The 26,171-nt window shown below is 33.1% G+C and carries 22 protein-coding genes; 11 read left to right on the plus strand and 11 right to left on the minus strand.

What is annotated here, in order from left to right:
• Positions 1 to 47 precede the first annotated feature (47 nt).
• The 6 genes from DUZ96_RS00870 to DUZ96_RS00895 all read right to left on the minus strand — a co-directional run bounded on the left by DUZ96_RS00870 (position 48) and on the right by DUZ96_RS00895 (position 6,231).
• Positions 48 to 2,057 (minus strand): caspase family protein, encoded by a 2,010-nt coding sequence (locus DUZ96_RS00870; protein WP_114299484.1) that lies wholly within the window; start codon positions 2,055 to 2,057, stop codon positions 48 to 50.
• A gap of 12 nt (positions 2,058 to 2,069) precedes the next feature.
• Positions 2,070 to 3,500: a hypothetical protein gene (locus DUZ96_RS00875; RefSeq protein ID WP_114299486.1), complete on the minus strand. Its 1,431-nt coding sequence runs from the start codon at positions 3,498 to 3,500 to the stop codon at positions 2,070 to 2,072.
• A gap of 21 nt (positions 3,501 to 3,521) precedes the next feature.
• A complete protein-coding gene (locus DUZ96_RS00880; protein WP_220222674.1) occupies positions 3,522 to 4,943 on the minus strand; it encodes an alpha/beta hydrolase in 1,422 nt (473 codons plus the stop codon).
• Positions 4,944 to 4,973: 30 nt separating this feature from the next.
• Entirely contained in the window at positions 4,974 to 5,267 is a 294-nt protein-coding gene (locus DUZ96_RS00885; RefSeq protein ID WP_114299488.1) for a hypothetical protein, read from the minus strand.
• Between the two features lie 388 nt (positions 5,268 to 5,655).
• The gene (locus DUZ96_RS00890) at positions 5,656 to 6,009 is read right to left on the minus strand and encodes a hypothetical protein (RefSeq protein ID WP_114299490.1); all 354 of its coding nucleotides are present in this window, start codon (positions 6,007 to 6,009) and stop codon (positions 5,656 to 5,658) included.
• Between the two features lie 72 nt (positions 6,010 to 6,081).
• Positions 6,082 to 6,231, minus strand: coding sequence for an SsrA-binding protein (locus DUZ96_RS00895; RefSeq protein ID WP_114299492.1), 150 nt, complete (start codon positions 6,229 to 6,231; stop codon positions 6,082 to 6,084).
• 592 nt (positions 6,232 to 6,823) lie between these two features.
• On the opposite strand from DUZ96_RS00895, the gene DUZ96_RS00900 reads away from it, so the two are divergent.
• Both DUZ96_RS00900 and DUZ96_RS00905 read left to right on the plus strand, forming a co-directional pair.
• A complete protein-coding gene (locus DUZ96_RS00900; RefSeq protein WP_114299494.1) occupies positions 6,824 to 8,785 on the plus strand; it encodes an endonuclease in 1,962 nt (653 codons plus the stop codon).
• 242 nt (positions 8,786 to 9,027) lie between these two features.
• Positions 9,028 to 9,978 (plus strand): calcium/sodium antiporter, encoded by a 951-nt coding sequence (locus tag DUZ96_RS00905; protein ID WP_114299496.1) that lies wholly within the window; start codon positions 9,028 to 9,030, stop codon positions 9,976 to 9,978.
• A gap of 49 nt (positions 9,979 to 10,027) precedes the next feature.
• Here the strand turns inward: DUZ96_RS00905 and DUZ96_RS00910 are convergent, their stop codons facing one another.
• Complete coding sequence (locus tag DUZ96_RS00910) at positions 10,028 to 11,044, minus strand: glutamine synthetase beta-grasp domain-containing protein (protein WP_114299498.1); 1,017 nt, start codon at positions 11,042 to 11,044, stop codon at positions 10,028 to 10,030.
• Between the two features lie 174 nt (positions 11,045 to 11,218).
• Here DUZ96_RS00910 and DUZ96_RS00915 point away from each other — a divergent pair, with 174 nt between their 5' ends.
• From DUZ96_RS00915 to DUZ96_RS00930, 5 genes are all read left to right on the plus strand, one after another.
• On the plus strand, positions 11,219 to 13,405 hold the full coding sequence (locus tag DUZ96_RS00915; RefSeq protein ID WP_114299500.1) for a glutamine synthetase III: 2,187 nt from the start codon (positions 11,219 to 11,221) through the stop codon (positions 13,403 to 13,405).
• 228 nt (positions 13,406 to 13,633) lie between these two features.
• A complete protein-coding gene (locus DUZ96_RS12850; protein ID WP_181855206.1) occupies positions 13,634 to 13,771 on the plus strand; it encodes a hypothetical protein in 138 nt (45 codons plus the stop codon).
• A 187-nt stretch (positions 13,772 to 13,958) separates the two neighbouring features.
• Positions 13,959 to 14,636 carry a Curli production assembly/transport component CsgG gene (locus DUZ96_RS00920; protein ID WP_114299502.1) on the plus strand — a complete coding sequence of 226 codons (678 nt, stop codon included), beginning with the start codon at positions 13,959 to 13,961 and terminating at the stop codon, positions 14,634 to 14,636.
• A gap of 44 nt (positions 14,637 to 14,680) precedes the next feature.
• Positions 14,681 to 15,859 (plus strand): AIR synthase related protein, encoded by a 1,179-nt coding sequence (locus DUZ96_RS00925; RefSeq protein WP_114299504.1) that lies wholly within the window; start codon positions 14,681 to 14,683, stop codon positions 15,857 to 15,859.
• Between the two features lie 4 nt (positions 15,860 to 15,863).
• Positions 15,864 to 16,865, plus strand: coding sequence for a DUF3078 domain-containing protein (locus DUZ96_RS00930; protein ID WP_114299506.1), 1,002 nt, complete (start codon positions 15,864 to 15,866; stop codon positions 16,863 to 16,865).
• On the opposite strand, the gene DUZ96_RS00935 is transcribed toward DUZ96_RS00930, so the two are convergent.
• Positions 16,858 to 17,520, minus strand: a complete 663-nt coding sequence (locus DUZ96_RS00935; protein ID WP_114299508.1) for an ABC transporter ATP-binding protein — start codon at positions 17,518 to 17,520, stop codon at positions 16,858 to 16,860. The two genes, DUZ96_RS00930 and DUZ96_RS00935, sit on opposite strands and share 8 nt — an antisense overlap.
• Before the next feature lie 6 nt (positions 17,521 to 17,526).
• Complete coding sequence (locus DUZ96_RS00940; protein WP_114299510.1) at positions 17,527 to 17,814, minus strand: hypothetical protein; 288 nt, start codon at positions 17,812 to 17,814, stop codon at positions 17,527 to 17,529.
• 117 nt (positions 17,815 to 17,931) lie between these two features.
• On the opposite strand from DUZ96_RS00940, the gene prfA reads away from it, so the two are divergent.
• On the plus strand, positions 17,932 to 19,008 hold the full coding sequence (prfA, locus tag DUZ96_RS00945; RefSeq protein WP_114299512.1) for a peptide chain release factor 1: 1,077 nt from the start codon (positions 17,932 to 17,934) through the stop codon (positions 19,006 to 19,008).
• A 32-nt stretch (positions 19,009 to 19,040) separates the two neighbouring features.
• Positions 19,041 to 19,856, plus strand: coding sequence for an orotidine-5'-phosphate decarboxylase (gene pyrF, locus DUZ96_RS00950; RefSeq protein ID WP_114299514.1), 816 nt, complete (start codon positions 19,041 to 19,043; stop codon positions 19,854 to 19,856).
• Positions 19,857 to 20,456: 600 nt separating this feature from the next.
• On the opposite strand, the gene DUZ96_RS13180 is transcribed toward pyrF, so the two are convergent.
• On the minus strand, positions 20,457 to 20,672 hold the full coding sequence (locus DUZ96_RS13180) for a DUF4197 family protein (protein WP_309484642.1): 216 nt from the start codon (positions 20,670 to 20,672) through the stop codon (positions 20,457 to 20,459).
• A gap of 148 nt (positions 20,673 to 20,820) precedes the next feature.
• On the opposite strand from DUZ96_RS13180, the gene DUZ96_RS00960 reads away from it, so the two are divergent.
• On the plus strand, positions 20,821 to 21,741 hold the full coding sequence (locus DUZ96_RS00960) for an MBL fold metallo-hydrolase (RefSeq protein ID WP_258774280.1): 921 nt from the start codon (positions 20,821 to 20,823) through the stop codon (positions 21,739 to 21,741).
• A 15-nt stretch (positions 21,742 to 21,756) separates the two neighbouring features.
• Here DUZ96_RS00960 and purU read toward each other — a convergent pair whose 3' ends face one another.
• Positions 21,757 to 22,611: a formyltetrahydrofolate deformylase gene (gene purU / locus DUZ96_RS00965; protein WP_114299518.1), complete on the minus strand. Its 855-nt coding sequence runs from the start codon at positions 22,609 to 22,611 to the stop codon at positions 21,757 to 21,759.
• Positions 22,612 to 22,755: 144 nt separating this feature from the next.
• Here purU and DUZ96_RS00970 point away from each other — a divergent pair, with 144 nt between their 5' ends.
• Positions 22,756 to 26,163 carry a methylmalonyl-CoA mutase family protein gene (locus tag DUZ96_RS00970; protein ID WP_114299520.1) on the plus strand — a complete coding sequence of 1,136 codons (3,408 nt, stop codon included), beginning with the start codon at positions 22,756 to 22,758 and terminating at the stop codon, positions 26,161 to 26,163.
• The last annotated feature ends 8 nt before the right edge of the window (positions 26,164 to 26,171 follow it).

Genomic DNA, 26,171 nt, shown 5'->3' on the forward strand with positions numbered 1-26,171 from the left:
TAACAATTAAGAATTTCATGATTTGTATATTTTATTTCTACATTAAATTACCCCTTACTTTTTACAATCTCATATACAAATTCTGTACTATAACCATCAATTTTGCCTCCGCTTGATCTGCTATTGGCTGTTCTTCCTCTAGTTTGTGTATAGGTTTCACCCACAAAATCTTCTAAAGGATTATTATCTCCTGCACCGCGAGTATCGGCTTTTTCGCCTCTAGATTGTACGGTTGATTTAAAATTGATTGGTTTGGGTGTTGCAAATCCTTTAAGAATTAGTGTTTCGTATGGATCACCAAATTGAAAATAACAGTTTTCAAATACCATGGTTTTACCAGGCATAATACGTCTTTCATTGTCATTTAGTGTGCAATCATCATTTGGCAGAAATGTGGCAATTTCACCTTTAGAATTAATTTCTATAATACTAAAGTAAAGTGGTTTATCACTTTTATTAGTGACTTCTAGAAATACCACATCATCTTCTGTATTTACTTTAAATTTGCCCGCTTCATCAATGAATGCGTCTTCTTCTAAAAGTTCTATTTCGTCAATTTCGGCATTATATTTTCCAGGTAATAAACGAAACTCAAACTCATAATCATAATTCTTAAGATTGAGGTCCTTTAAATAAGATCCTTGTGCATAATTGAATAGGGTAGTTGTAATTTCATCGTAATCATATTTGCCGTCTATTTTAGGTTGACTAAAAATAGACTCATCACTAATAAGTTGGGTGTCTTGACCACTTACCGTAAGAATAGAAATAGTACCTTTTTCTTCGGCAATAATCAATTTTGCTTCTGTAGCAGACTCCACAATTTGTCCTATTTTTTTCTCAACTAAAAAGGTTTCAATAACCTTTTTAGTGGCATTGGATTTTACAGATTCGTCAAAATAAATGTTAAGAGAAATATCTCCATAAGTTGGTTCGTCCACAAACACCCAGAATTCCTTCTCATTTGTTGTTTTAAGTGGTGTATCTAGTTTTATGATTGACTCATTAAAACGTGCTCTTGTTATTGCGCCTTTTGCAATAATGTCTTTATCCTCTACTTTGGATGTTCCGGCTGGTAATATATTGACTGTGGTTCCATCGAATAAGCTTTGAAGTTTTCCAGCATTAATTTTTATAATGTCTGCTCTAGATATTTTAGAAATAGGATAATAAGGTTGTTGCTTTACGTACGCTCCACCAAACAGTTTATAATCTAAATCACCTTCTGCCGTTGGTGTTTGGTTCGGTGAAATGACATTCATATTAGCTGATATAGCAGAAAAGAGTTTTCTGTAGGTGACATCAGATCCTAAATCGTTCATAGCTTTTGAAAATGCAAAGCTCAGTGAGCCATAGCCTTCATATTCGTAATTAAGTTCGTCTGCAGAAGCGCCAGACAGCATTACAAAAGGAGCAGCATTTGGACCAGCCTTTACAGGTTCTAATAATCCACTACCGTTGTTATTCTGCTCTGAGTTTGGAGTCCAACCTGGTGGGGCAAAAGTGGCTTCGCCACCACGTGCTTTACCACCACGAGTCGCAGAACCAGAATGGCAACTATCTAATAACATTAACAGTTGACCCTCATTACCTAAAATATTTCTAAAAGTCGCAATGATATTTCCCAACTCATCATCTCTAATGTGATTTTGGCCTTCGTATTTGTTCGGAATAAATCGTACTAAAGCATCATAAGGCACAATGGATTCGTCTTTGTCATCAATTTCTTCATTATTGTCATCATAGATTTGTTGTCCATGTCCCGAGTAGTGAATGACCACAATATCTCCAGGTTTTAATTTGGCTTGAAGTGTTTTAATGGCATTCAAAATTCCTGCTCTAGTAGCCATTTCATTTTTAAGAACGGTTATATTTTCTTCTTTAAAATCTTGATTTAACAAGGTTGTTTTAATTAAGGGTACGTCATTAGCAGAACTAATGGATGACCATCCTGTTTTTACGGGATAATCACCAACGGCAATGATGAGCGCATGTTTTTCTGCCTGAACGCTTATACTGAAAGCTAAAAAGAAAATAAGTAATGTTATTTTTTTCATGGCAGATAAATATTAATTAAGATCAAAAAGGCTAAAAGAAATTCCGAAGTAGTAGCCAAAGTCATAGACATTTTTGGTAAAGTTATCTATACTCGTAAAGCTTGTGCTATCGCCAACTTCTAATCCGTTAGTTAGGCGTTTAACTGGTCCATAAGCAACACCACCAGAAAGGGCTAATCTACTTTTACTGCCAAAAAATAGTGATGGTCCTAACAAGAAGTTAACACCAGAAATACTATTGTCACCGGAAATTGGTATGGATAATCCAAAGCTACCACCAACATTAAAGTTTTCTCCCATAAACGGGTAAAAATTAATCATGGTACTTAGGTTAGGAACAAAAAAGTCGTTGTTATCTGCCCCAATAACACCAGACTCATCAATAAAATAATCGTTAGAATTGCTTCCAAAATTATTGAGAGTCATTGCAACACTCGTGTTTATTTTGAAACCACCTTTCGAAAACATTTTAATATTTCTAGTTTTTAGGATTGTGGCATTGTCATCATTATCAATATCATTTGAGAAATCGCTTTGAACAAATTTGAGCTCTATATTCACCTTATCTGCGGATAATTCGTAATCGTAGGTTTGCTCAAAGTTTGATGCCTCTAGAATCGTATAAAGCGAACGTAGCTCATCTAAATTTTGAAGACTTTTTCCTGTAGAACTATTGAGATTTGTCATTAAGCGTTGTAGGTCGGCCATGGCAATATTTCGCGACACTAATTCACCTCTAGAAACCACTCCATCTTTTGAGGCACTTGTATTTTCAATCTCTTGAGACAAAACATTAATGTTACTTTCAAGTTGAGATTTACTATCATTAATTGATTTTTCAACTTTTGCCAAGTACACGAAAAAATTGTCTTGAGCACTTGGGAGCCGCGCATCTAATTCTGCGTCTGCAGTTTTAATTAAATTTTCTATAATAGTTTCCTTATCTAAATTTGGATTTAAAAGGTTAGAAATTAAAGTTGATTTTAAAGCGGCTACATTGGTTATTTGATTGTTCAAATCATCTAAACTACTTTGGGCAGAACTACTTCCTCTGGAGCCTCTTTCGGATTTAAACAAATTTGAGTCAGGTAGATTTGAAGTGTTTAGGTCTATGTTGTCACCAGTAAAGGAATTAATACTTCCTAATAACGAACTAAAATTAAAGCCTTGTCCGGTATTTATAAGATCTTCTTCTTGCACATCAGTTTCTACTTGAACAGCAAATGGATTAACATTGGATAATTTTAACTCGATTAGACTATTCCGTTTAATTTTAGGTTTATCCAAAGTGTCAATAACCTTGTTGTTTTTATCGACATGTAAGTAGTCAATTTTATCAGTTACATAGTCATAGGTAATTCTATAGCGTTTTTGTGCATAGGATAAACATGAAGACAACAGAATGATTAGTATGCTGATTGTTTTGAGGTGCTTAATTTTCATAATAACTAATTTAAGTTCTTCTTACTGTTTCACTTTCCAGTAAAAAATATTGTTTTTGAGTTTTATTAAGGATAAACGCTTTCTATCTAGTGCGCGTTGTCCTGATTGTATAATGTCGAATATATCTGAAATTATTGAATTTGTGTCGGCAAAGTAAGAATGACTTAAAAAACTAGTGTCTATACCAGAGGCGTCAATAGTTTCAACACCATCAACAATAACCATTTTTTCGCCAGCATCTCCAGCTCTGGGATTACCATGTAGAAGTTTTGAGGCCTTTAAGGCTAAGTCGTCTGCCGAAACGTATAGTGTAATTGGTTTTTTAGTTTCAGCAACCATTTGCGGTGCAATCTCATTTTTAAAAACATCAGCATCAATATCTGGTGCTGCTAGAATGATTTCTTTTATTTTATTACGTAAATCAGGGTGATTTTTCATTACCTGAACGATAGCATGGGTTAACCCTCTGTTACCCATGCTATGAGCTACAAGATAGATTTCTTCTGCTTGTGATTTAGATAGGTAATCCTCTAAAAATCGTTGCATATTTGATTGGGACCAAGCAATATTTTCTTCGTCCTTTCCATATCTGAATGTCGATGCTTGTGATGGCCAACTATAAAATACTGCTTTACCATCAAATTTTAAATCATAAGAAATTTGAGCTGTGCGCTTCGCGGCTTCACTGAATGATGTATTGTAGCCATGCACAAATAAAAAGGTACTCTTCTTTTCGGATTCTTCAATATCTTTTGAAAGCTTATCGAAAAATTCATTCTTTTCTAATAGCGAGATCTTTTGAAGCATCATGTGCTTTTTAGGGTCCTCTGTAAATTCGAACTTCCAAATTGCAGGACTTTCAATTTCACCAACTCTATGGTCGTGTGGAATGCTGACTTCCACAATGCCATATTTGAGTTTAGAACGTTTAATTCCAAAAGTATCATTTAAATCTTTTGATTTGATATAGTTTCTGTCCGTACCAAAATAAATTGGTAGTTTAACAAAGTCTGGTGTGTTGGCGCCTCTATCAATAGGATTGGGGTCAACATATGTAAGACAGATGGAAAATACCTGTTCCATGAGCTTGTTTTTGACCCTGTATGTAATTTTTAGTTCTAGGTCTCCATTGGATTTATAGCTATCATTAGAAAGTAACCAAAACTTAAAATCAAAAATATTGAACTGTTCGACGCTAGAAAAATATTCACTTTTGTAATTGGCTCCAACTATTATCTGAAGATTTTTCACTAATGTAGAATCGTTAACATAGTCCAGCCTAAATTTGCTGTAATCACTTCTGTTGGATAGGCAAGAATCTCCTTTCACTAAAGTTTCGTCTTCAAAAATGAGGTACTGATTGTTCTGTGCATTAAGTTGCGATGTACTGACAACCACACAGAGTAAAGTAAAGAATAAAAAGGATGAAATCTTGTTAAACATTTTTCAAATGGATTCAGAGTTAGTCATTTTTTAGAGTCTTCCTTTTCTAGCTTTTTTCAGATATTTTGCCAAACTCTTGTGTCCAGATTTTTTCGCCACTTTTTCTGGCCTTCTAATCATTACAGCTGTAGCTCTCACAAAATCCTCATAACCCTCAGCATCTTTAACTTCTTTTCTGTCGTCCTTACTTCCAAAAACATCTCTATTTACCTCACTTTTCGGGGCGGCGAATGGATATTCAATTTCTCTGGATTGCAAATTTTCTTGGGCTTTTAGAGAAATAACAATGCATGCTAATAGAAAAAAAGAATAATATTTTTTCATAATTGTGTTAGTTAATAGCGATATAAAGTTATTTAAATTTATAACTTTAACAAATTATAAATCAAATTGATAAACTCCATTTTTTGGACTATTAGAAGAGTTTCAATTCTACGGTGATATTAAATTTAATCTATCACAAAATTCATTTAAAAAAAGATTATTGAAATAAAAAAAACTGTAACTGTTAGGGTTCTAACTTTTAGGCGCGTTGTTGTACTATAATTTTACACCATTAATTTAAAATAACGAGTAATGATTAAAAAAACAGTTTTAGGATTAATGGCATACAGTTCTTTTCTGTATCCTGCAGTAGCGACAATGACAATGGAATTCCTTCTACCTCAGAATTGATCTTAAATCTCGATGGATTAGAAGCTTTAGGTACAGATCATATATATGAAGGATGGGTAATAGGTGGTTCAGGATTGTGTACAGGAGCGTTTACAGCATTTAATACCGTATTTGAAGTTACGCCATATAGCAGACTATCTGCTAGACAACTAGTAGCTTGTGAAAACTTTTTTGAAAATGAACCATAAGGTGAAACATTCCTTTTAGATGTTAGATGTCGTACAGAAGTAATTTCAGTTGAGCCAGTTCCATAAGATTCTGCTGGACCTTTTGTATTGAAACCACTAGTTGAAATAACTGGTAACGATACAGCGTCAGCAGTTCGTGCATTTGGACAAAACCTTAGTTCTTTACCTATGGGTTCTGTTACAAGGAATTTAAAATGAATCAATATAAATACCGCGCTATTGCAATTGATCAAATTGAGTTTTTGAAATAGACTACCTTTTGGTGGTCTTTTTTATTATAATGCATTCTTTGTAATAAAGGCACGCCAAGCTATAATTGCTAATTGAAATTTAGAGGCCTTGCTTAAGTCCAGTTGTTTTTTGCTGTATGAAGGCAGAATAGATTTATTTAGTTTGGCTAAGGTCTTGAAGAATATTTTTTTCATGAATTTTAAAGCGAAGATTTAATATTGTAATGCGCTTTAAAACAAAAATAGTAAAACTTATTCTAGAACTAGGTTTTACTTTTTTTGATTGGTTGACTGGCTGAATTTTAAATTAGATCATTGAAAAAATAATATCTATGATCAGTTTGGCTAATGTCATCATAATTACTTTGGTTTAGAGGTTAATATTATGTGTTTTTGTTTGATTGAGTTCTCAATATATATCCTCGATAAATAATTCTCCAAACAATTTGTTATAAATCTGCGAAGTTGAATTTACTTTTGTAAGTATATTAATTGATATAGTTATAAAATTATGATAACTATCTACAAATAAGTTACTATATGTAATATTAAAATATATTTTATGTTTAAAAATGAAATAATTATAGGGGGTTTTTCGAGCTATTTTAAAAATCGTAGAGGCAATTGGTTTAAAAAAACGCAAAAAATACACATTTCGTTATTTTTTACAAAAGTTGATCTAGTAAATATCATTAAATAATTTACTTAACTTTTCTATTACACCATCAAATTAAAAATTTAACATTAGGTCAATTTTATAAGATTATCTTTATAAAAAAATTAAAGAATGAAAATATTAGTTAGCTCATTATTATTTTTTGTTTTTTGCACACTGAGTGCTCAAGTATTAGTGATAAATGAACTAGATTCTGATAATCCAAGTACAGATACAGCAGAATTTGTGGAAATAAAATCTCAGACACCAAATTTTTCTACAGATGGTTATATTCTAGTTTTTTTTAATGGATCTACTAGTGGTAATGATTCTAGTTATTTAGTTATTGATCTTAATGGTTATACAACCGACAACAATGGTTTGTTAGTCATCGGTAGTGCTGGTGTAGGACCATTCCCTCAGCTGTTAATATCAGAGAATCTAATTCAAAATGGTGCAGATGCCGTGGCTATTTACCAGGATTCACCAACCGCATTTCCAGAAGGTACTATGGCTAATATTACAAACTTGATTGATGTTTTAATTTATGATACTAGTGATCCAGATGATCTTGGTTTGATTGATATTTTTAATGATGACCCAAATTTTGCTTCTATTACTCAAATAAATGAAGGCTCGAGCGGAAGTGCTAATTCCATTCAAAGAAATAATGATGGGTCTTATTTTACTGCAACTCCCACACCAAGGAGATTAAATGATGGTTCAGGTAACCCCATTAATCCTATAACTATTTCTGTGAGTGATATTCAAATTGATGAAGGTGCTTCCTTGGAGATAACCTTCACAAGTGAAGTTAATGTTACCTCAGACTTAAACTTTGATATAACATTAAATAATTTTGGATTTAATACTTCAGATTATGCAGGAAGCACTAGTTTGACTATTGCCAACGGACAGAATTCAATAAGTACTACAATTTTATTAGTTGATGATACAGATGATGAAGGTGATGAAGTATTAGAAATCAGTTTTATTAATTTAATTGAACCAATTGTTCCATTCAATAATAAAGTAGAGGTTAGGGTAGTGGATAATGATTTTACCATGGCGCCTTGGGGAACACCCGTAAATCCGACTTTTGGACAGGTTACAAGTACTCAGCCTACAGGATATTATAACTCTTTAGATGGTTTGTCTGGTGTGGCCTTACGTCAAGCACTTCAAAATATAATCGCTAATCCTAGTGTAGTGAGAGCCCAAACATATGCAGATGTTTTTGATATTTTGAAGGAGGCAGATCAAAATCCAGAAAATAGTAATCAGGTTTGGTTGGTTTATTCAGAAGAAGGAAGGGCAAAATTAGATTTACAAACGACAAGTTCAAATGCAGGTAAATGGAATAGGGAACATACTTTTCCTAGATCTCTAGGCGGTTTTAATAATATTGAAGATGATGAAATTGCTGATGGCATCAATATTTTTTGGGAGACTAAAGCGGATTCTTTGCGCCATGCAAATTCTGACGCACATGCATTAAGGGCAGCCGATGCTGCTGAAAACAGTTCTAGAGGGAATCAGCATTATGGACAATATATTGGACCTTCAGGCACACTTGGTAGTTTCCGTGGTGATGTGGCAAGGGGTGTACTTTATTTAGAGATACGGTATAATGGTTTAGAAGTTGTAAATGGTTTTCCAAGTGCAGTTGGTCAGATAGGTGATTTAGACACCTTATTAGATTGGCATAGAAATGACCCGCCAGACGATTATGAAATGAATAGAAATAATTTGGTATATAATTGGCAATACAATAGAAATCCATTTATTGACCAGCCAGAATTGGTTGAGTATATTTGGGGTAATAATGTTGGGGAAAATTGGGATCAAACTTTGTCAATTGAAGAGATAGTTTCTAATGATTTGACAATCTACCCAAATCCATCAAATGGACACTTTCAAATCAAAGGATTAAATAAAGAGACGCAAATAGATCTTTATACAATTGATGGCAAGTTACTTAGTGAATATTATTGTACAGGTAATTATGTCGATCTAAACGTTTCGTCAGGTATTTATATTATTAAATTGAAGCAGGGTAATCGGATATATACCAAAAAACTAATAATTAACTAGAATATTTAAAAAGCCAATTTCTATAAATTAAGTTTGGCTTTTCCTTTATTTTATTGATGGTTCTTGTAATTTTTTGGCCTTACAATTAGTTTGTTTCCAATAATTCTATATTTAATAGCAACTATCTTTATAAAAACTAATTAATAGTTATTTAACGAAATATTTAGTTTTGTGATAGAATGAATTACAAATGTTATCTTCGCAAATCCATAGAATAGAGGGTTAAATAATTAATGAATTAAATGAGTATTTTCCTTGTTATTGCAGGACTTGCGTTGTTGGTTGTAGGTGGAGATTTTTTAGTTAGAGCATCCGTTGGTCTTTCATTTAAACTTAGAATATCAAAACTTGTAATCGGAATGACGGTTGTTTCGTTTGCGACCTCCGCTCCTGAACTCTTAGTAAGTTTACAGGCTGCCTTTGATGGAATTTCAGATATTTCACTTGGTAATGTGATTGGTTCTAATATTGCTAATATTGGTCTTGTTTTGGGTATTACTGCGATAATTTCACCATTGTCAGTTGATAGAGATTTCTATCGGTATAATTGGCCCATGATGATGGTAGTGTCCTTTGCACTCTATTTCTTTTTAAAAGATGATAATGTACTAACTACATTAGAAGGATTATTGTTGTTTGTAGCCTTAATTGTATTCTTGTATATTCTGATAAGGAGCTCTACAAAGTCCGCAAATATTGAATTAGAAGAGGTAGATGATGCATTGGCGGAAGTTTCTAATTTTAAAATTATTATTTGGTTGCTTATTGGATCTACAGGATTATTTTATGGTTCTGAGTGGCTGGTTAAAGGTGCAATACAGTTGGCGGAAGCAGTTGGTATCAGTGATTATGCTATATCGGTTACTGTAATAGCTATTGGTACAAGTGTACCAGAATTGGCAGCCTCTGTTATAGCTGCGCTTAAAAATGAAAAGGCCATATCATTGGGTAATTTAATTGGCTCAAATATTTTCAATATAGCATCTGTTTTAGGGCTGACAGCAATTATTAAACCTATAACAGTAAATCCAGATACACCAGAAATACTCTCAACCAATATTTTTTGGATGATTGGATTCGCGTTTATTCTGGTTCCACTCATATTAATTCCTGAACGTTATCAAATAGGAAGGCTTAAAGGAATTCTTATCTTTGGTGCTTACCTTCTGTTTATTTTCTTAGCACTAAAATAAAAAAGCCCGCAGTTGCGGACTTTTAATTGTTTGTTGATAGTGTATACATCTATATATCTGCACTTTTTACAGTTTTTATAATCCTACCTGCTACTTTGTATGGGTCAGCATTAGAAGCTGGTCTTCTGTCTTCTAACCATCCTTTCCATCCTTTTTCAACAGTAATGATAGGGATACGAATTGAAGCACCTCTGTCGGAAACACCAAAACTAAATTCGTCGATAGCTTGAGTTTCGTGTTCACCTGTTAAACGTTGGTCGTTGTCCTCACCGTAAACAGCAATATGTTCTTCAACCACCGGTCTAAATGCTTCACATATTTTCTCGTAAGTTTCTTTACTACCGCAAGTTCTTAAAACAGAATTTGAGAAGTTAGCGTGCATACCAGAACCATTCCAATCCATCTCTTTACCTAATGGTTTTGGATGATATTCAATATACCAACCATATTCTTCAGTTAAACGATCTAACAGATAGCGAGCAACCCAAATTTCGTCACCAGCTTTTTTTGCTCCTTTAGCAAATAATTGGAATTCCCATTGGCCTAAAGCAACTTCTTGATTTATTCCTTCAAAATTCAATCCTGCTTCAATACAATAATCAGCATGACGTTCAACTAATTCTCTACCATGAGTATTTCTACCACCTACAGAACAATAGTACATTCCTTGAGGTGCTGGATAGCCGCCTACAGGGAAACCTATAGGTAACTGTGTTTTGCGATCCATAATAAAGTACTCTTGCTCAAAACCAAACCAGAAATCGTTATCATCATCATCAATTGTAGCTCTACCATTTGATTCATGTGGTGTTCCATCTGCATTTAAAACTTCCGTCATTACTAAATAACCATCTTTTCTTTGTGGATCAGGATATATAGCAACCGGTTTTAATAAACAATCAGAAGATCCACCTTCCGCTTGTCTTGTTGAAGAACCATCAAATGACCATAAAGGACAATCTTCTAATTTTCCACTAAAATTTTCTTCAACTTTAGTTTTACTTCTCATGTTTTGAGTTGGACTATAACCATCTAGCCATATGTACTCCAATTTAGATTTACTCATCATTAAACTATTTATAATTTGACGATGCAAATATTATTATTTTTTTTATTTAGTCAAAAAAAATAGGGTGTTTTAGATCAAATATTATTAATAATTGTTGATAACCCTATTTTTTTAAGGGTTAGTGTGGTAAAAATTATAATATTCTTATTTTTGACCTAAAATATTATCAAAATGTCAACACTAAGATTTTACGCTTTAAAGGAATCTCTAAAAAGAACGCCATTAACCATAAATGAAGATTACAGAAGATCTGAAATTTTTGGTTCAAATGTGTTTAATGAAACAGCAATGCGTCAGTATTTAAGTAAACATGCATTGAACGGAATATTACAAGCTGTTGAAAAGGGTGCTAAAATAGATAGGGTTACTGCAGAGCATATTTCTACCGGCATGAAAGAATGGGCCATTTCAAAAGGCGCAACCCATTATACCCATTGGTTCCAGCCATTGACAGGTGCGACTGCTGAAAAGCATGATGCTTTTTTTGAAACAATTGAGGGTGGATTAGCTATTGAACGATTTGATGGTAGTCAATTAGTGCAGCAAGAACCAGATGCATCAAGTTTCCCTCATGGTGGTATCAGAAATACTTTTGAAGCTAGGGGTTATACTGCATGGGATCCAACATCGCCAGCTTTTATCTATGGCACAACTTTATGTATTCCTACGGTGTTTGTTGCATATACAGGTGAAGCCTTAGACTATAAAACACCATTGCTAAGGGCGCTACAATCTGTTGATAGTGCTGCAACTGCTGTATGTAAATATTTTGATAAGAATGTAAGAAAGGTTAGTGCTTCATTGGGTTGGGAGCAAGAATATTTTTTAATTGATAATGCATTGGCAGCATCACGTCCAGATATTGTATTAACCGGTAGAACATTACTTGGGCATTCACCTGCCAAGGGTCAACAGTTAGATGATCATTATTTTGGTACCATACCAGCACGAGCAATGGCTTTTATGAGAGATTTAGAGCATGAGTGCATGCTATTAGGTATTCCTGCAAAAACAAGGCATAATGAAGTAGCTCCAAATCAATTTGAATTGGCTCCAATTTACGAGGAAGCAAATTTAGCTGTAGACCACAATTCCTTGTTAATGGATATAATGCAAAAAGTGGCAAAGCGCCACAATTTTCTTGTATTAATGCACGAAAAACCTTTTGCAGGAGTAAATGGGTCAGGTAAACATAATAATTGGAGTTTAAGTACTGATACTGGCGTTAACCTTTTATCTCCAGGAAAAACACCAATGAGTAATCTTCAGTTTTTAACCTTTTTTATTAGTACCATAAAGGCAGTTTTAGCGTATGAGGAATTGCTTAGGGCTGCTATCGCATCTGCAAGTAACGATCATAGATTAGGTGCTAACGAGGCACCACCAGCAATTATATCTGTTTTTATTGGTGAACAATTAACAAATGTATTGCAAGAACTTGAGTCAGTGACCAAGGGAAAATTATCTCCAAAAGAAAAGACGGATTTAAAACTGAATGTTGTAGGCAAAATCCCTGAAATATTATTAGATAATACTGACAGAAATAGAACATCACCCTTCGCTTTTACTGGAAATAAATTTGAGTTTAGGGCTGTGGGCTCTTCTGCAAATTGTGCTAACCCTATGATAGTTTTAAACTCTATTGTAGCCAAGCAGCTTATTGATTTTAAGATCGAGGTAGATGATTTGATAGATAAAAAGTCTATGAAAAAGGATGATGCAATATTCAATGTGTTACGAGAATATATCAAGGACTCTAAGACTATTTTGTTTGAAGGGAACGGATATAGTAATGCGTGGGAAAAAGAGGCCAAAAAAAGAGGTTTGAGTAACAATAAAACAACTCCAGAAGCCTTAAAGATTAAGATTGCAAAATCATCAATAGATCTTTTTGAAAATCTCAGTGTTATGAATAAAATAGAATCTGAAGCTCGTTATGAAATAGAAATAGAGGAATACATTTTAAGAATTCAGATTGAAAGTAGAGTTCTTGGTGATATTGCTAGGAATCACGTTGTGCCTACCGCTGTTCGTTATCAAAATATATTAATTGAAAATGTTACTGGGCTAAAGAATATTTATGGTGATAAATTTAAAAGTCTTGCTCAAGAACAATTGACATTAATTGAGGAAATATCAGGTCATATTGAAGCTATAAATTCATTGGTTACTGACATGATTGAAGCTCGTAAATTATATAATAAACAGATTGACGTCAATAAAAAAGCCAAAGGGTATTGTGAGAAGGTAAAACCATTCTTTGAAAAAATACGTTACCATAGTGATAAATTAGAGTTGATGATTGACGATGAGTTATGGCCTTTAACTAAGTATAGAGAGCTTTTGTTTATAAATTAATTAATTGTTTTGAACAGAAATAGTCCTGTTTGATTGGGTTTTCACTCTATTTTGTAGGTAACTCATCGTATATTTTTGTAATAGTTGTGTCATTTTTATGTCGTTTATCGATTTCAAAGGCTAATAATCGAAAAGGTAGTCATTTATCAATAAAAAACTGATTCCTATCAGTTTTGACGACAGAATATTTAGTAAGTTTGTAGTGCTATTAATCAATACTTATTAAATATGAAGAAGTTATTCTTAAGCGTAGCTATACTAGTTGGTGCAACCTTAATACTTTCTCAAGATAACTCTGGAGATTTGAATGACATCACAAATGAAGATGTTGTAAATACACAGACTAAGCTACAGGCTGAATCTTAAAAATTTAAAAAGACAATAAAGTTTACTTAGTCTTATTTAGATAAAAAAAGATAAAATCAATACTTGGTTTTATCTTTTTTTATGCCCTGTGATTAAGAATATTCTGTTAATTTGAAGATTATTTTTCTATATTGCGTCAGTCCTAAGCCTCTCCTTAACCAACAGTATAATTAATCAATGAAGAACTATGAATACCAAATTTAGACTACTTTTTTTTAGTATTTTATTTTCTGTATTAAGTATCAATTCCATTTTAGGACAAGAAGACGAAGAACAATCCTCTGACGACCAAAAAGAATTCCAAAAATTAGATTTTTACAATTTAAGAGGAACTAATGTCGTTGATGTAGGTATTGGAGGTTCAACGCTTTTTGGTGATTATGAAGATACTTCTATTGGGTTCTATTATAGAGCTGGCTATAAACGCGCACTTTCACCCTCTATATTTGCAGGAATAACTGCAAATGGATTTAATTTTTCTTATAACGATATAGATCAGAGTTTACTTTCTGTGGATTTTAACTTAGAGTATTTATTTATACCAAATGAAATGTTTACGCCTTTAATTTATGGTGGTTTTGGTATGAGTATGGATTCCGAAACCGATGTCAGTGCGATGAAAGCTCAAGTTGGATTTGGTTTTGAAGCACTAATTGTTGAAAAATTAGGTTTTAAAATTTTCTATGAATATAATTACGGTTTTGATGACGATACAGAGGTATTAGTGTTTGATGGTAAAAATGATAAATTTATGCGTTTGGGTATTGGAGTCAATTATTATTTTGGTGGTACGAATCAAAAAGAGAAGATTCAAAAAGAGGTGAAAACAATAAAGAATTCAAACCCAATTATACGAGATAATTAATATCTATTATTACTTTTGCATAACCTTAAACTTTTTATTTCTTCATGAGTAATTCGGTTAGTAAAAGATATGCACAAAGAGGTGTTTCGGCATCAAAGGAAGACGTACATAATGCCATAAAAAATATTGATAAGGGTTTATTTCCAAAGGCTTTTTGTAAGATAGTTCCAGATTACTTAACCAATGATGATAATTATTGTTTAATAATGCATGCAGATGGCGCAGGAACAAAATCTTCTTTGGCATATTTGTATTGGAAAGAAACTGGAGATATATCAGTATGGAAGGGAATTGCACAGGATGCCCTAATTATGAATATTGACGACTTATTGTGCGTTGGTGCTACTGATAATATTATGCTCTCTTCAACAATAGGTAGGAATAAAAATCTAATACCTGGAGAGGTTATTTCTGCAATTATAAATGGTACAGAAGAATTAATTGAACATTTAGAGTCTTTTGGAGTGACTATTCATTCAACAGGTGGTGAAACAGCTGATGTAGGTGATTTGGTTAGAACTATTATTGTAGATTCTACGGTAACGGCTCGTATGAAAAGAGCAGACGTTATCGATAATGCAAATATTTCAGAAGGAGATGTTATTGTTGGATTAGAATCTTTTGGGCAAGCCACTTATGAAACAGAATACAATGGTGGAATGGGAAGTAACGGATTGACCTCTGCTAGACATGATGTATTCTCAAAATATTTGGCAGAGAAATATCCTGAAAGTTTTGATAGTGCAGTTCCAGAAGAATTAATTTATTCTGGTAACACAAAACTTACTGATAACATTGATAATTCACCAATTGATGCAGGAAAATTAGTATTATCACCAACTAGGACCTATGCGCCAATCGTTAAAAGTATTTTAAACAAATATAGTAGTAAAACTATACATGGTATGATTCATTGCAGTGGAGGGGCACAAACTAAAATCTTACATTTTATAGACAATCTCCATATCATAAAGGACAATTTATTTAAAGTGCCACCTTTATTTAAATTGATACAAGAACAATCCAAAACAGATTGGAAAGAAATGTACCAGGTTTTTAACTGTGGACACAGACTTGAACTTTATATAAAACCTTCAATTGCTGAGGATATTATTGCAATTTCCAAATCATTTAACGTTGATGCCAAAATTATAGGAAGAGTGGAGACGTCAAATAAGAAACAACTTACCATACAAAGCGAGTACGGAACCTTTGAGTATTAAACAAATGAAGGACAACAGATATTTAATTTTATTATTTATCCTTAGTATCTCTACCAACTTAATAAATTCTCAACCTGTCTCATTATTTTTAAATCCCGTTGAAAAGGAAGACCAAGGCTGGACTTTAAATGAGGAAATAGGTTTATATGTCAATCAAGTATCTTTTACTAATTGGAATGCAGGTGGTGCAAATTCAATCTCTGCAATTTTCAACGGTAAAGCTGAGGCTAATTTTAAAAATGACAAGTTCTTCTGGAATTCATCTTTGTTGTTGAGGTATGGTATCAATAAACAAGAAGATGAAGCCTTTAGAAAAACTGATGATGCTATTTCAATAATTTCAAATGTTGGCTTTCAATCAAGACCTGATAGCAACTGGTTTTATTCCATTAGATTTAGTTTTAATACACAGTTTGCAAATGGATTTAATGATCCAGATGAAGATCCTATTTCACGATTTATGGCACCTGGTTATTTGTTTTTGGGAGCTGGATTTGAATATGGTAAGGCAATAGAGAAATTGTCACTTTATGTATCTCCATTTACAATGAAAAACACCTTTGTTTTAGATGAAAATTTGGCTAATTCGGGTGCTTTTGGAGTAAATCCAGCAATTTATGATATGGAGGGTAATCTTTTGAATAAAGGTGATAGAGTAAGGACTGAGTTGGGTATTTTAATAACTAATCAGTATAAAGAGGAGATTATGGAGAATATTAAGGTTAATAGTTTACTGCGTCTTTATACAGATTACCTTAATAGTTTTGGGAATATTGATTTAGAATGGGAAGTTAACTTTGATTTTAAGGTGAACAAATATATAAGTGCAATGTTTGGGTCTCATCTGAGATATGACGATGACATTAAAACAGAAATTGTTCGTAATGAGATTACAAATGAGGATATTGTTGTTGAAGGTCCTAGATTACAATGGAAGCAATTACTTGGTATTGGTGTAGTTATTGATTTAGATGAGTTTGTAAGTAATAATAAAAGTACTAACTGACACTACCTTCATTTAAGTAACTGTAGTCTTCTAAATCAGTTAATTTCTTAATCTGCATTGTTGCACCATTTTTAAGCAGATAGATTGAATCAGAAACATCAATGATGTGCTTGTACATATGATCAGTTAGAATGACTATTTTATCTTTTTTCTCCTTATTGATTAACTTTTTTATTCGCTCAACTTGCAAAGATGACATCTGCGAAAAAGGTTCATCCAATAACACGATTTGGCTTTTAGATTTTAAGATAATATAAGTTTCGATAATACGTCTTTGACCACCGGATAGATTATTGATTTTTGAATTTTTTAGAATTTCAAATTCGTCAAAGTTCTTTATGAACTTTTCCCAACTAAGATCATAAGCTTTTAGGACAAAACTAAGTTTCATTCCATTCGGAATAAAATTGTATTGCGGTAAAAATTTGGCATATCCAGTTTTGTAAAGTGGTTTCAGTAAAGGCTTACCATTAATCCTTATAAGTTTATACTTTGGTTTTAAATCACCAAATGCTATACGCAGTAAACTACTCTTACCGCAGCCATTAGCTCCCAGAATGGTGGTGACCAAACCACTTTCAGCTTTGAGATAAATACCACTTAAAATTCGTTTCTTTTTAAAGTAAAGTTCTACATTATCTAATTCAAATTTTATTTTTAATTAAGTAAACTCACTAAAAACGGTAAGGAAGATGATGGTTAAGATGCAGTCTACCATAAATACTATAGAAAATAATCGGAATGGTGATATTCCTAAATTTCTAAAAAATATTAGTTTTCTTTTGTTAGGAGTTTCACTTACATAGTACCATGCAAAAACCGTTAAAAATAATTTAGTAACAATTGCAGGAACCAAATGCGGATTTAAAAATCCGATTAAGGCATTAACTACAAAAGACCAAACTACAAACGGTTTGTAAAATGCAAGTATAGCCAGGAAACGATGCATATAATGATTTAAACGTAAGATTATAGTGTTTTATTTTTTACTATTAATATGTCCTTTAATTACAAGGCGAAAAATTCATAAATTATCGTATTTTTGAAATTCAATTGTACTAGATAGATGTTAGAGAAAATCCAAATTGTAAAGCAGCGATTTGATGAGGTAAATGACCTTATAATCCAGCCAGATATTATCGCAGATCAAAAGCGGTATGTCAAGCTTAATAAGGAATACAAAGACTTAAAAAAAATAGTAGATAAGGGTTTTGTTTATAAAGAGATATTGGGCAATATCTCAGAAGCCGAGGAGATTATTGCTGATGGTTCTGATGAGGAAATGGTAGAAATGGCTAAAATGCAATTAGAAGAAGCCAAAGAAGCATTACCAGAGATTGAGGAAGAGATAAGATTTTTGCTGATACCAAAGGATCCTGACGATGCTAAAAATGTAGTTGTTGAGGTAAGGGCTGGTACTGGTGGTGATGAGGCAAGTATTTTTGCAGGAGATTTATTCAGGATGTACTCTAAATACTGCAGTGATAAAGGTTGGAAAGTTGATGTGGTGAGTCAAAGTGACGGAACATCAGGTGGATTTAAAGAAATTATATTTGAAGTTTCTGGTGAGGATGTTTATGGCACCTTAAAATTTGAAGCCGGAGTACATCGTGTGCAGAGGGTTCCTCAAACTGAAACACAAGGACGAGTTCATACTAGTGCAGCGACGGTTATGGTATTACCTGAAGCTGAGGATATAGATTTTGAATTGGATATGACTGAGGTTAGAATTGAACGTACAACTTCTACTGGACCTGGAGGTCAATCTGTTAATACAACATATTCTGCCATAAAGCTTCACCATGAACCTACTGGTATGATTGTAAGTTGCCAAGACCAAAAATCATCACATAAAAACCTCGAAAAAGCATTGAAGGTACTCAGAACTAGACTTTATGATTTAGAATTAGAGAAGCAGAGAAAAGCTGATTCAGAAAAACGTAAAAGTATGGTGAGTTCTGGTGATAGGAGTGCTAAAATTAGAACTTATAATTATCCACAAGGACGTGTTACTGACCACAGAATTGGGTTAACCTTATATGATCTTTCGAACATTATTAATGGAGATATTCAGAAAATTATAGACGAATTAATGCTAGCTGAAAATACTGAGCTATTAAAAGCTAGTGGTGATGTAATTTAATTTTAAGCCTCCGTGAGAGGCTTTTTTAATATATGACAACTACTCAATTAATTGAACAAATCCACAAAAAAAGATCTTTCCTATGTATAGGGTTAGACGTGGATTTGAATAAAATTCCAAAGCATTTATTGGCGGAAGATGATCCAATATTTGCATTTAATAAAGCTATAATAGATGCGACACATCAGTTGTGTGTTGCCTACAAGCCTAATACGGCATTTTATGAGGCGTATGGTCTAAATGGTTGGAAAGCTTTAGAAAAGACGATCAATTATTTGAATACTAACTTTCCAGAAATATACACCATTGGTGATGCTAAACGTGGAGATATTGGTAATACGAGTACAATGTATGCCAAGGCTTTTTTTGAGGATCTAGGATTTGATAGTGTTACCGTTGCACCTTACATGGGCAAGGATTCTGTCGAACCATTTTTAGCATTTAAAAATAAACATACGATTCTACTTGCACTTACTTCTAATAAAGGTGCATTCGATTTTCAAACTGAAATTATGGAAGGAAAAGAATTGTACAAACAAGTTTTGGAAACTTCAAAAACTTGGACTAATTCTCAAAACTTAATGTATGTAGTTGGAGCAACAAAAACGGAATATTTAGGTGATATACGCAAAATTATTCCAGATAGTTTTATACTTGTTCCTGGAGTTGGTGCTCAAGGAGGTAATTTACAAGATGTTTGTAAATATGGCATGAATGATCAAGTAGGATTGCTAATTAATTCTTCGCGAGGTATTATTTATGCGTCCCAGGATCGAGACTTTGCAAAAGCATCAGCAGAAAAAGCAAGTGAATTACAAAGGCAGATGCAAGAAATTTTATCACAATAAATTCTTAGTTGATTTTTGAGAAAAAATAAAAAGTCGATACAAACCGTATCGACTTTTTAGCTAACTATACTAATCTCTAAAAGACTTATCTAACTCATCTTTTACTGTACAAAGATCTAAAATTTTATTCTTAAGAATGTTATGCAAATATTAGCATATAATTAAATGTAGTTTAATAACTTATAGTAAACTTTATTAATCATAAGGAATTTTACATCAATTTTAATTGTTCTGATTACTATTAATTTTCGATTTGGTCGGGGTAAGTCCTGCGCTTGTTGTACCGAAAAACATTCTGAGTTTGATTTTTGGATAGGAAATTGGGAAGTTACAGGTCCTAATGGTAAAAAGGTTGGAGACAATATACTTGCCAAAGTAGAAGATAATTGCGTATTACAGGAAAATTTGACTAGCGCTACACCCGGATACACAGGTACAAGTAATAGTTTTTCTATTTAAGTATTGTGTCGCTGTATTATCTTCTCCAAGTAAAATATTTTGGCATCATTAAAAAGTTATGTCTTTTACAGCATTGACAAATATTAGTATCACTTCTTTTACAGTATCTTCAGCGACTCTGTTTATAACTTTCAAACCTTATCAAGCAAGATTACCAAAGCCAATTGTTCTCAAAGCAGTATCTACTTTATGAAGTTTTTCAGGTAATAATATTTTAATCAAATCATTCCTATAGAAGCCATCTTTCAGCGTTAATTTGGTCACTTGTTTATCAATTATATTATTTAATGCTTCTCTTAATCCAGATGCTATATCTGTATTACTTGAGATACCATCAGATTGTGGAAGCTGATTCACGACTTCTTGTTATTCTGCACAAGAAACAAGAGTGAAAATAGATAGTAGTAGCATTATTTGCCTTTTCATGGATTTAGGTTTTATATCTTTAACAAAACTTAGATAATAAATGATGAATGTGTTTGCTAGGACTTTAATATGTTGTTTTTTGTTTGTTTTTAATTGTGAAAATGATAAAACCAATAATTCAGTCAAAATTAAAGGTAATTCTTTAAATCAATATATTACGGTATTGGGTATTGCTCAAGATGCAGGTTATCCTCAACTAAACTGTTTTAAAAGTTGCTGTAAGGCGTATTATGATAATGAAGAAACCAAAAAAATGGTTTCTTGTCTGGGTTTAATCGATACAAATAGTAAAAGTAAATGGCTTTTTGATGCGACACCAGACATTGTTGAGCAGACTAAAGTGTTGAGAGACCATGTACAAACAGATCGAATTATAGATGGAATCTTTTTAACCCACGCGCACATAGGACATTATACCGGCTTAATTCATTTGGGAAGAGAAGCGCTTGGCGGAAAGAACATTCCGGTTTTCGCCATGCCACGAATGAAAACTTATTTAGAAAAAAATGGTCCTTGGGGTCAATTAGTAAAGTTAAATAATATTAAGATTAACCAACTCGAAAATGATACAACAATTCACCTCGAAAATTCACTCAAAGTCACACCGTTTTTAGTACCACATAGAGATGAGTATTCTGAAACGGTTGGTTACAAAATTGATGGCAATAATAAATCGGCACTATATATTCCTGATATTGATAAATGGGAAACTTGGGAAAGATCGATTATTGAGGAAGTAAAAAAAGTAGATTATGCATTTTTAGACGCTTCGTTCTTTAGAGATGGTGAGTTAGAAAGAGATATGAGTAAAATACCACATCCATTCACAACACAGACAACCAGTCTTTTTCAAAATGAATCGAGGGAAACAAAAGCAAAAATTTATTTTATTCATTTTAATCATACCAATCCAACTATTAAAGATAATCACCCCTTAAAAGATAGTATCCAAAACCTTGGATTTAATTTTGCAAAACAAGGTGACAATTTTGAATTATAGGAAATATTCAGTGAACTAAGAAAAAATCACTGTTTTATTATTGAATACCATTACTTTTCTATTAGCATGAAGTTTAATTGCATTAGATAATACGATTTTTTCTAAATCTCTACCTTTAGCAATAAGGTCGTCAATTGAATGTGTGTGAGAAACATGGGTGACATCTTGTTCAATTATTGGGCCAGCATCTAATTCTTCTGTAATGTAATGACTGGTAGCGCCAATAATTTTCACCCCTCTTTTAAAAGCCGAATGGTAAGGTTTTGCTCCAACAAACGCTGGTAAAAATGAATGGTGAATGTTAATAATTTTATTAGGGAATTTGTTGATTAAAAAGTTAGACACAATTTGCATATAACGCGCGAGCACTATAAAATCAATATTGTATTGTTCTAACAATTCTAATTGTTTCTGTTCAGCAGTATGTTTATTGTCCTTGGTAACAGGTACATGATAATATGGAATATTAAAACTTTCGGCAATTGGTCTTAAATCATCATGATTGCTTAATATAAATGGAATCTCTAAAAATAATTCACCAGAGTTGTAACGTCCCAGAATATCATATAGACAATGATCATATTTAGAAACAAACAACGCCATTTTAGGTTTGCGCTCCGCAGAATAGATACGCCATTTAAGATTGAATTTTTCAGCTAACGATTTGCTGAATGAATATTTAAATTCTTCTATCGAAAATGAGTCTGAAATAAACTCACATTCTAACCTCATAAAAAATATGTCTTGCTCTCTATCTACATGCTGATCTATATAGACAATATTCCCATCATTTTTCGCCATGAAATTAGTGACTGACGCAATAATATTGGGTTGATCCTTACAGTGAATTAATAGCGTTATTTTATTCATAAAATAGTTCAATCTGACGATTCAAAATTAGTTAAAATACAACCATAAGAAGATAAATATTCAATTTTAGATTATTGATAATTTTTAATGTATTTTTTTGAATATTCCGTAAATTTGCTATTCAAATAAGTCATTTTTTTACGAATGGAACAAGTTGCTCCTTATAAGCCAAAAAATAAAGTAAGAATTGTTACTGCGGCATCCCTTTTTGATGGCCATGATGCCTCTATAAATATCATGCGCAGAATAATCCAGGCAACTGGTGTTGAAGTGATTCATTTAGGCCATGACCGAAGTGTTGAGGAGGTGGTAAATACTGCAATACAAGAAGATGCAAATGCTATTGCCATGACATCTTATCAAGGAGGCCACAATGAGTATTTTAAATACATGTATGATCTGTTGCAAGAGAAAGGTGCAGGTCATATTAAAATCTTTGGAGGAGGAGGTGGGGTAATACTGCCTGAGGAGATTAAAGATTTAATGGCCTATGGTATAACCAGAATATATTCTCCAGATGATGGTAGGGAAATGGGCTTACAAGGAATGATTAATGATCTTGTTCAAAAGGCTGACTTTGCTATTGGTGATTCTCTAAACGGTGAAGTTAATATATTGCATGAAAAAGACCCAAAGTCAATTGCTCGTGTGATTTCTTCGGCAGAAAATTTTCCTGATGTTGCAAAGGATGCATTAGAAAGAATTCATAATAAAAATAAAGATTCTAAAACTCCTGTACTTGGTATAACAGGAACTGGTGGAGCTGGAAAATCATCTTTAGTTGATGAGCTGGTAAGACGCTTTTTAATTGATTTTCCTAAAAAAACAGTTGGTTTAATTTCTGTTGACCCTTCTAAACGTAAAACTGGTGGTGCATTATTAGGTGACAGAATTCGTATGAATGCCATAAACTCACCGAGAGTATACATGAGGAGTTTGGCAACAAGACAATCTAACTTGGCACTATCTAAATATGTAAATGAGGCTGTTGAAGTTTTAAAAGCGGCCGAGTATGATTTAATAATTTTGGAGACTTCAGGTATCGGACAATCAGATACTGAGATATTAGAGCACAGTGATGTGTCTTTATATGTAATGACTCCAGAATTTGGTGCTGCTACGCAATTGGAAAAAATAGATATGCTAGATTTTGCCGACTTAGTAGCTATAAATAAATTCGACAAAAGAGGAGCTTTAGATGCCTTACGAGATGTGAAAAAGCAATATATGCGTAATCATAATCTATGGTATGCTGATCCTGATACGATGCCTGTATTTGGTACAATAGCTTCCCAATTCAATGATCCGGGAATGAATACGCTTTACAAAGCGATAATGGATGAGATTGTTGAAAAAACTCAGGCAGATTTGAAATCTACTTTTGAGATTTCAAGAGAAATGAGCGAAAAGATTTTTGTTATCCCACCAGCTCGTACTAGATATTTGTCTGAAATTGCTGAAAATAATAGAGCTTATGATGACAAAGCAAATTCCCAGATAATAGTAGCTCAGAAGCTATACGGTATATTTAAAACCATAGAATCTGTTACTGATAATGTTCCAAATTTAAACAAATCTGGTTTGGAAATAATTGGTGCATATGATGAGAATGAAGATTTTGTAAAATTATTGGTTGATGAGTTTGATCGTGTTAAGATGGATTTAGATCCTTATAATTGGGAGATAATAACAGGTTGGGATAAAAAGGTGAACAAATACAAAGTACCAACTTATGCCTTCAAAGTAAGAGATAAAGAAATTAAAATTGAAACACATACCAAGTCATTGTCTCATACTGATATTCCAAAAGTGGCATTGCCAAAGTATTCAGCCTGGGGTGATATATTAAAATGGAGTTTACAAGAGAATGTTCCAGGTGAATTCCCTTATACTTCTGGTTTGTATCCATTTAAAAGAACAGGTGAAGATCCAACACGTATGTTTGCTGGAGAAGGTGGACCAGAACGCACCAATAGAAGGTTTCACTACGTAAGCTTAGGAATGCCAGCAAAGCGATTATCTACAGCTTTTGATAGTGTAACACTCTATGGAAACGACCCAGACTACAGACCTGATATTTATGGTAAAATTGGTAATGCAGGTGTAAGTATTTGTTGTTTGGACGATGCTAAAAAACTTTACTCAGGTTTCAATTTAGCAGACTCTATGACATCGGTAAGTATGACTATAAATGGTCCTGCACCTATGTTGCTGGGATTTTTTATGAATGCCGCCATAGATCAACAATGTGAAATTTACATAAAGGAAAATGGTTTAGAAAAAGAAATCAAGAAGAAAATTGAAACTATATATCAGGGTAAAGTAAGACCGAAATATAACGGTGATTTGCCAAAAGGCAATGATGGCTTAGGTCTAATGCTTTTAGGTGTTACGGGTGATCAAGTTTTACCACAAGATGTATATGAAAGTATTAAAGTCAAGACAATTGCCCAAGTAAGAGGTACGGTTCAGGCAGATATCTTAAAAGAAGATCAGGCTCAGAATACCTGTATTTTTTCTACTGAATTTGCCCTTAGATTAATGGGTGATGTCCAAGAGTATTTCATAAATAACAATGTTAGGAATTTCTACTCAGTGTCTATTTCTGGATACCATATAGCTGAGGCTGGCGCGAACCCTATAACTCAGTTGGCCCTTACACTTTCTAATGGATTTACTTATGTAGAATACTACTTGAGTAGAGCTATGGATATTAATAAATTCGGACCTAATTTATCCTTCTTTTTCTCAAATGGTATCGATCCAGAATATGCCGTAATTGGGAGAGTAGCGAGGCGCATTTGGGCAAAGGCACTTAAATATAAATATGGCGCCAACCCTAGGGCACAAATGTTAAAATATCATATTCAAACTTCTGGCCGTAGTTTGCATGCTCAAGAGATTGATTTTAATGATATAAGAACAACGCTTCAAGCACTTTATGCTATTTATGATAACTGTAACTCATTGCACACAAATGCTTATGACGAGGCCATAACAACACCAACTGAAGAGTCTGTTAGACGTGCAATGGCAATTCAACTAATAATAAATAAGGAGCTAGGATTAGCAAAGAATGAAAATCCTATTCAAGGTTCATTTATTATTGAAGAATTAACAGATTTGGTAGAGGAAGCAGTATTGACTGAATTTGATAGGATTACAGAGCGTGGTGGTGTATTAGGTGCTATGGAAACCATGTATCAACGCTCAAAAATTCAAGAAGAAAGCCTATACTATGAAACTTTAAAGCACAATGGTCAATTTCCAATTATTGGAGTTAATACATTTTTGAGCAGCAAAGGATCGCCAACAGTTCAGCCAGCAGAAGTAATTAGGGCAACTGAGGAGGAAAAAGAATTCCAGATTCAAACATTAAAGAATCTTCATCGTGCAAATGAAACAGATGAATTATTAAAGGATTTACAGCATAAGGCGATAAACAATAAGAATATATTTGAAGCTTTAATGGAAGCGTGCAAGGTGTGTTCTTTAGGTCAGATTACTTCGGCATTATTTGAAGTAGGAGGTCAGTACAGGAGAAATATGTAGGAATCGAC

The organism is Winogradskyella sp. KYW1333, from assembly GCF_003335675.1.
Classification (GTDB): Bacteria; Bacteroidota; Bacteroidia; order Flavobacteriales; family Flavobacteriaceae; genus Winogradskyella.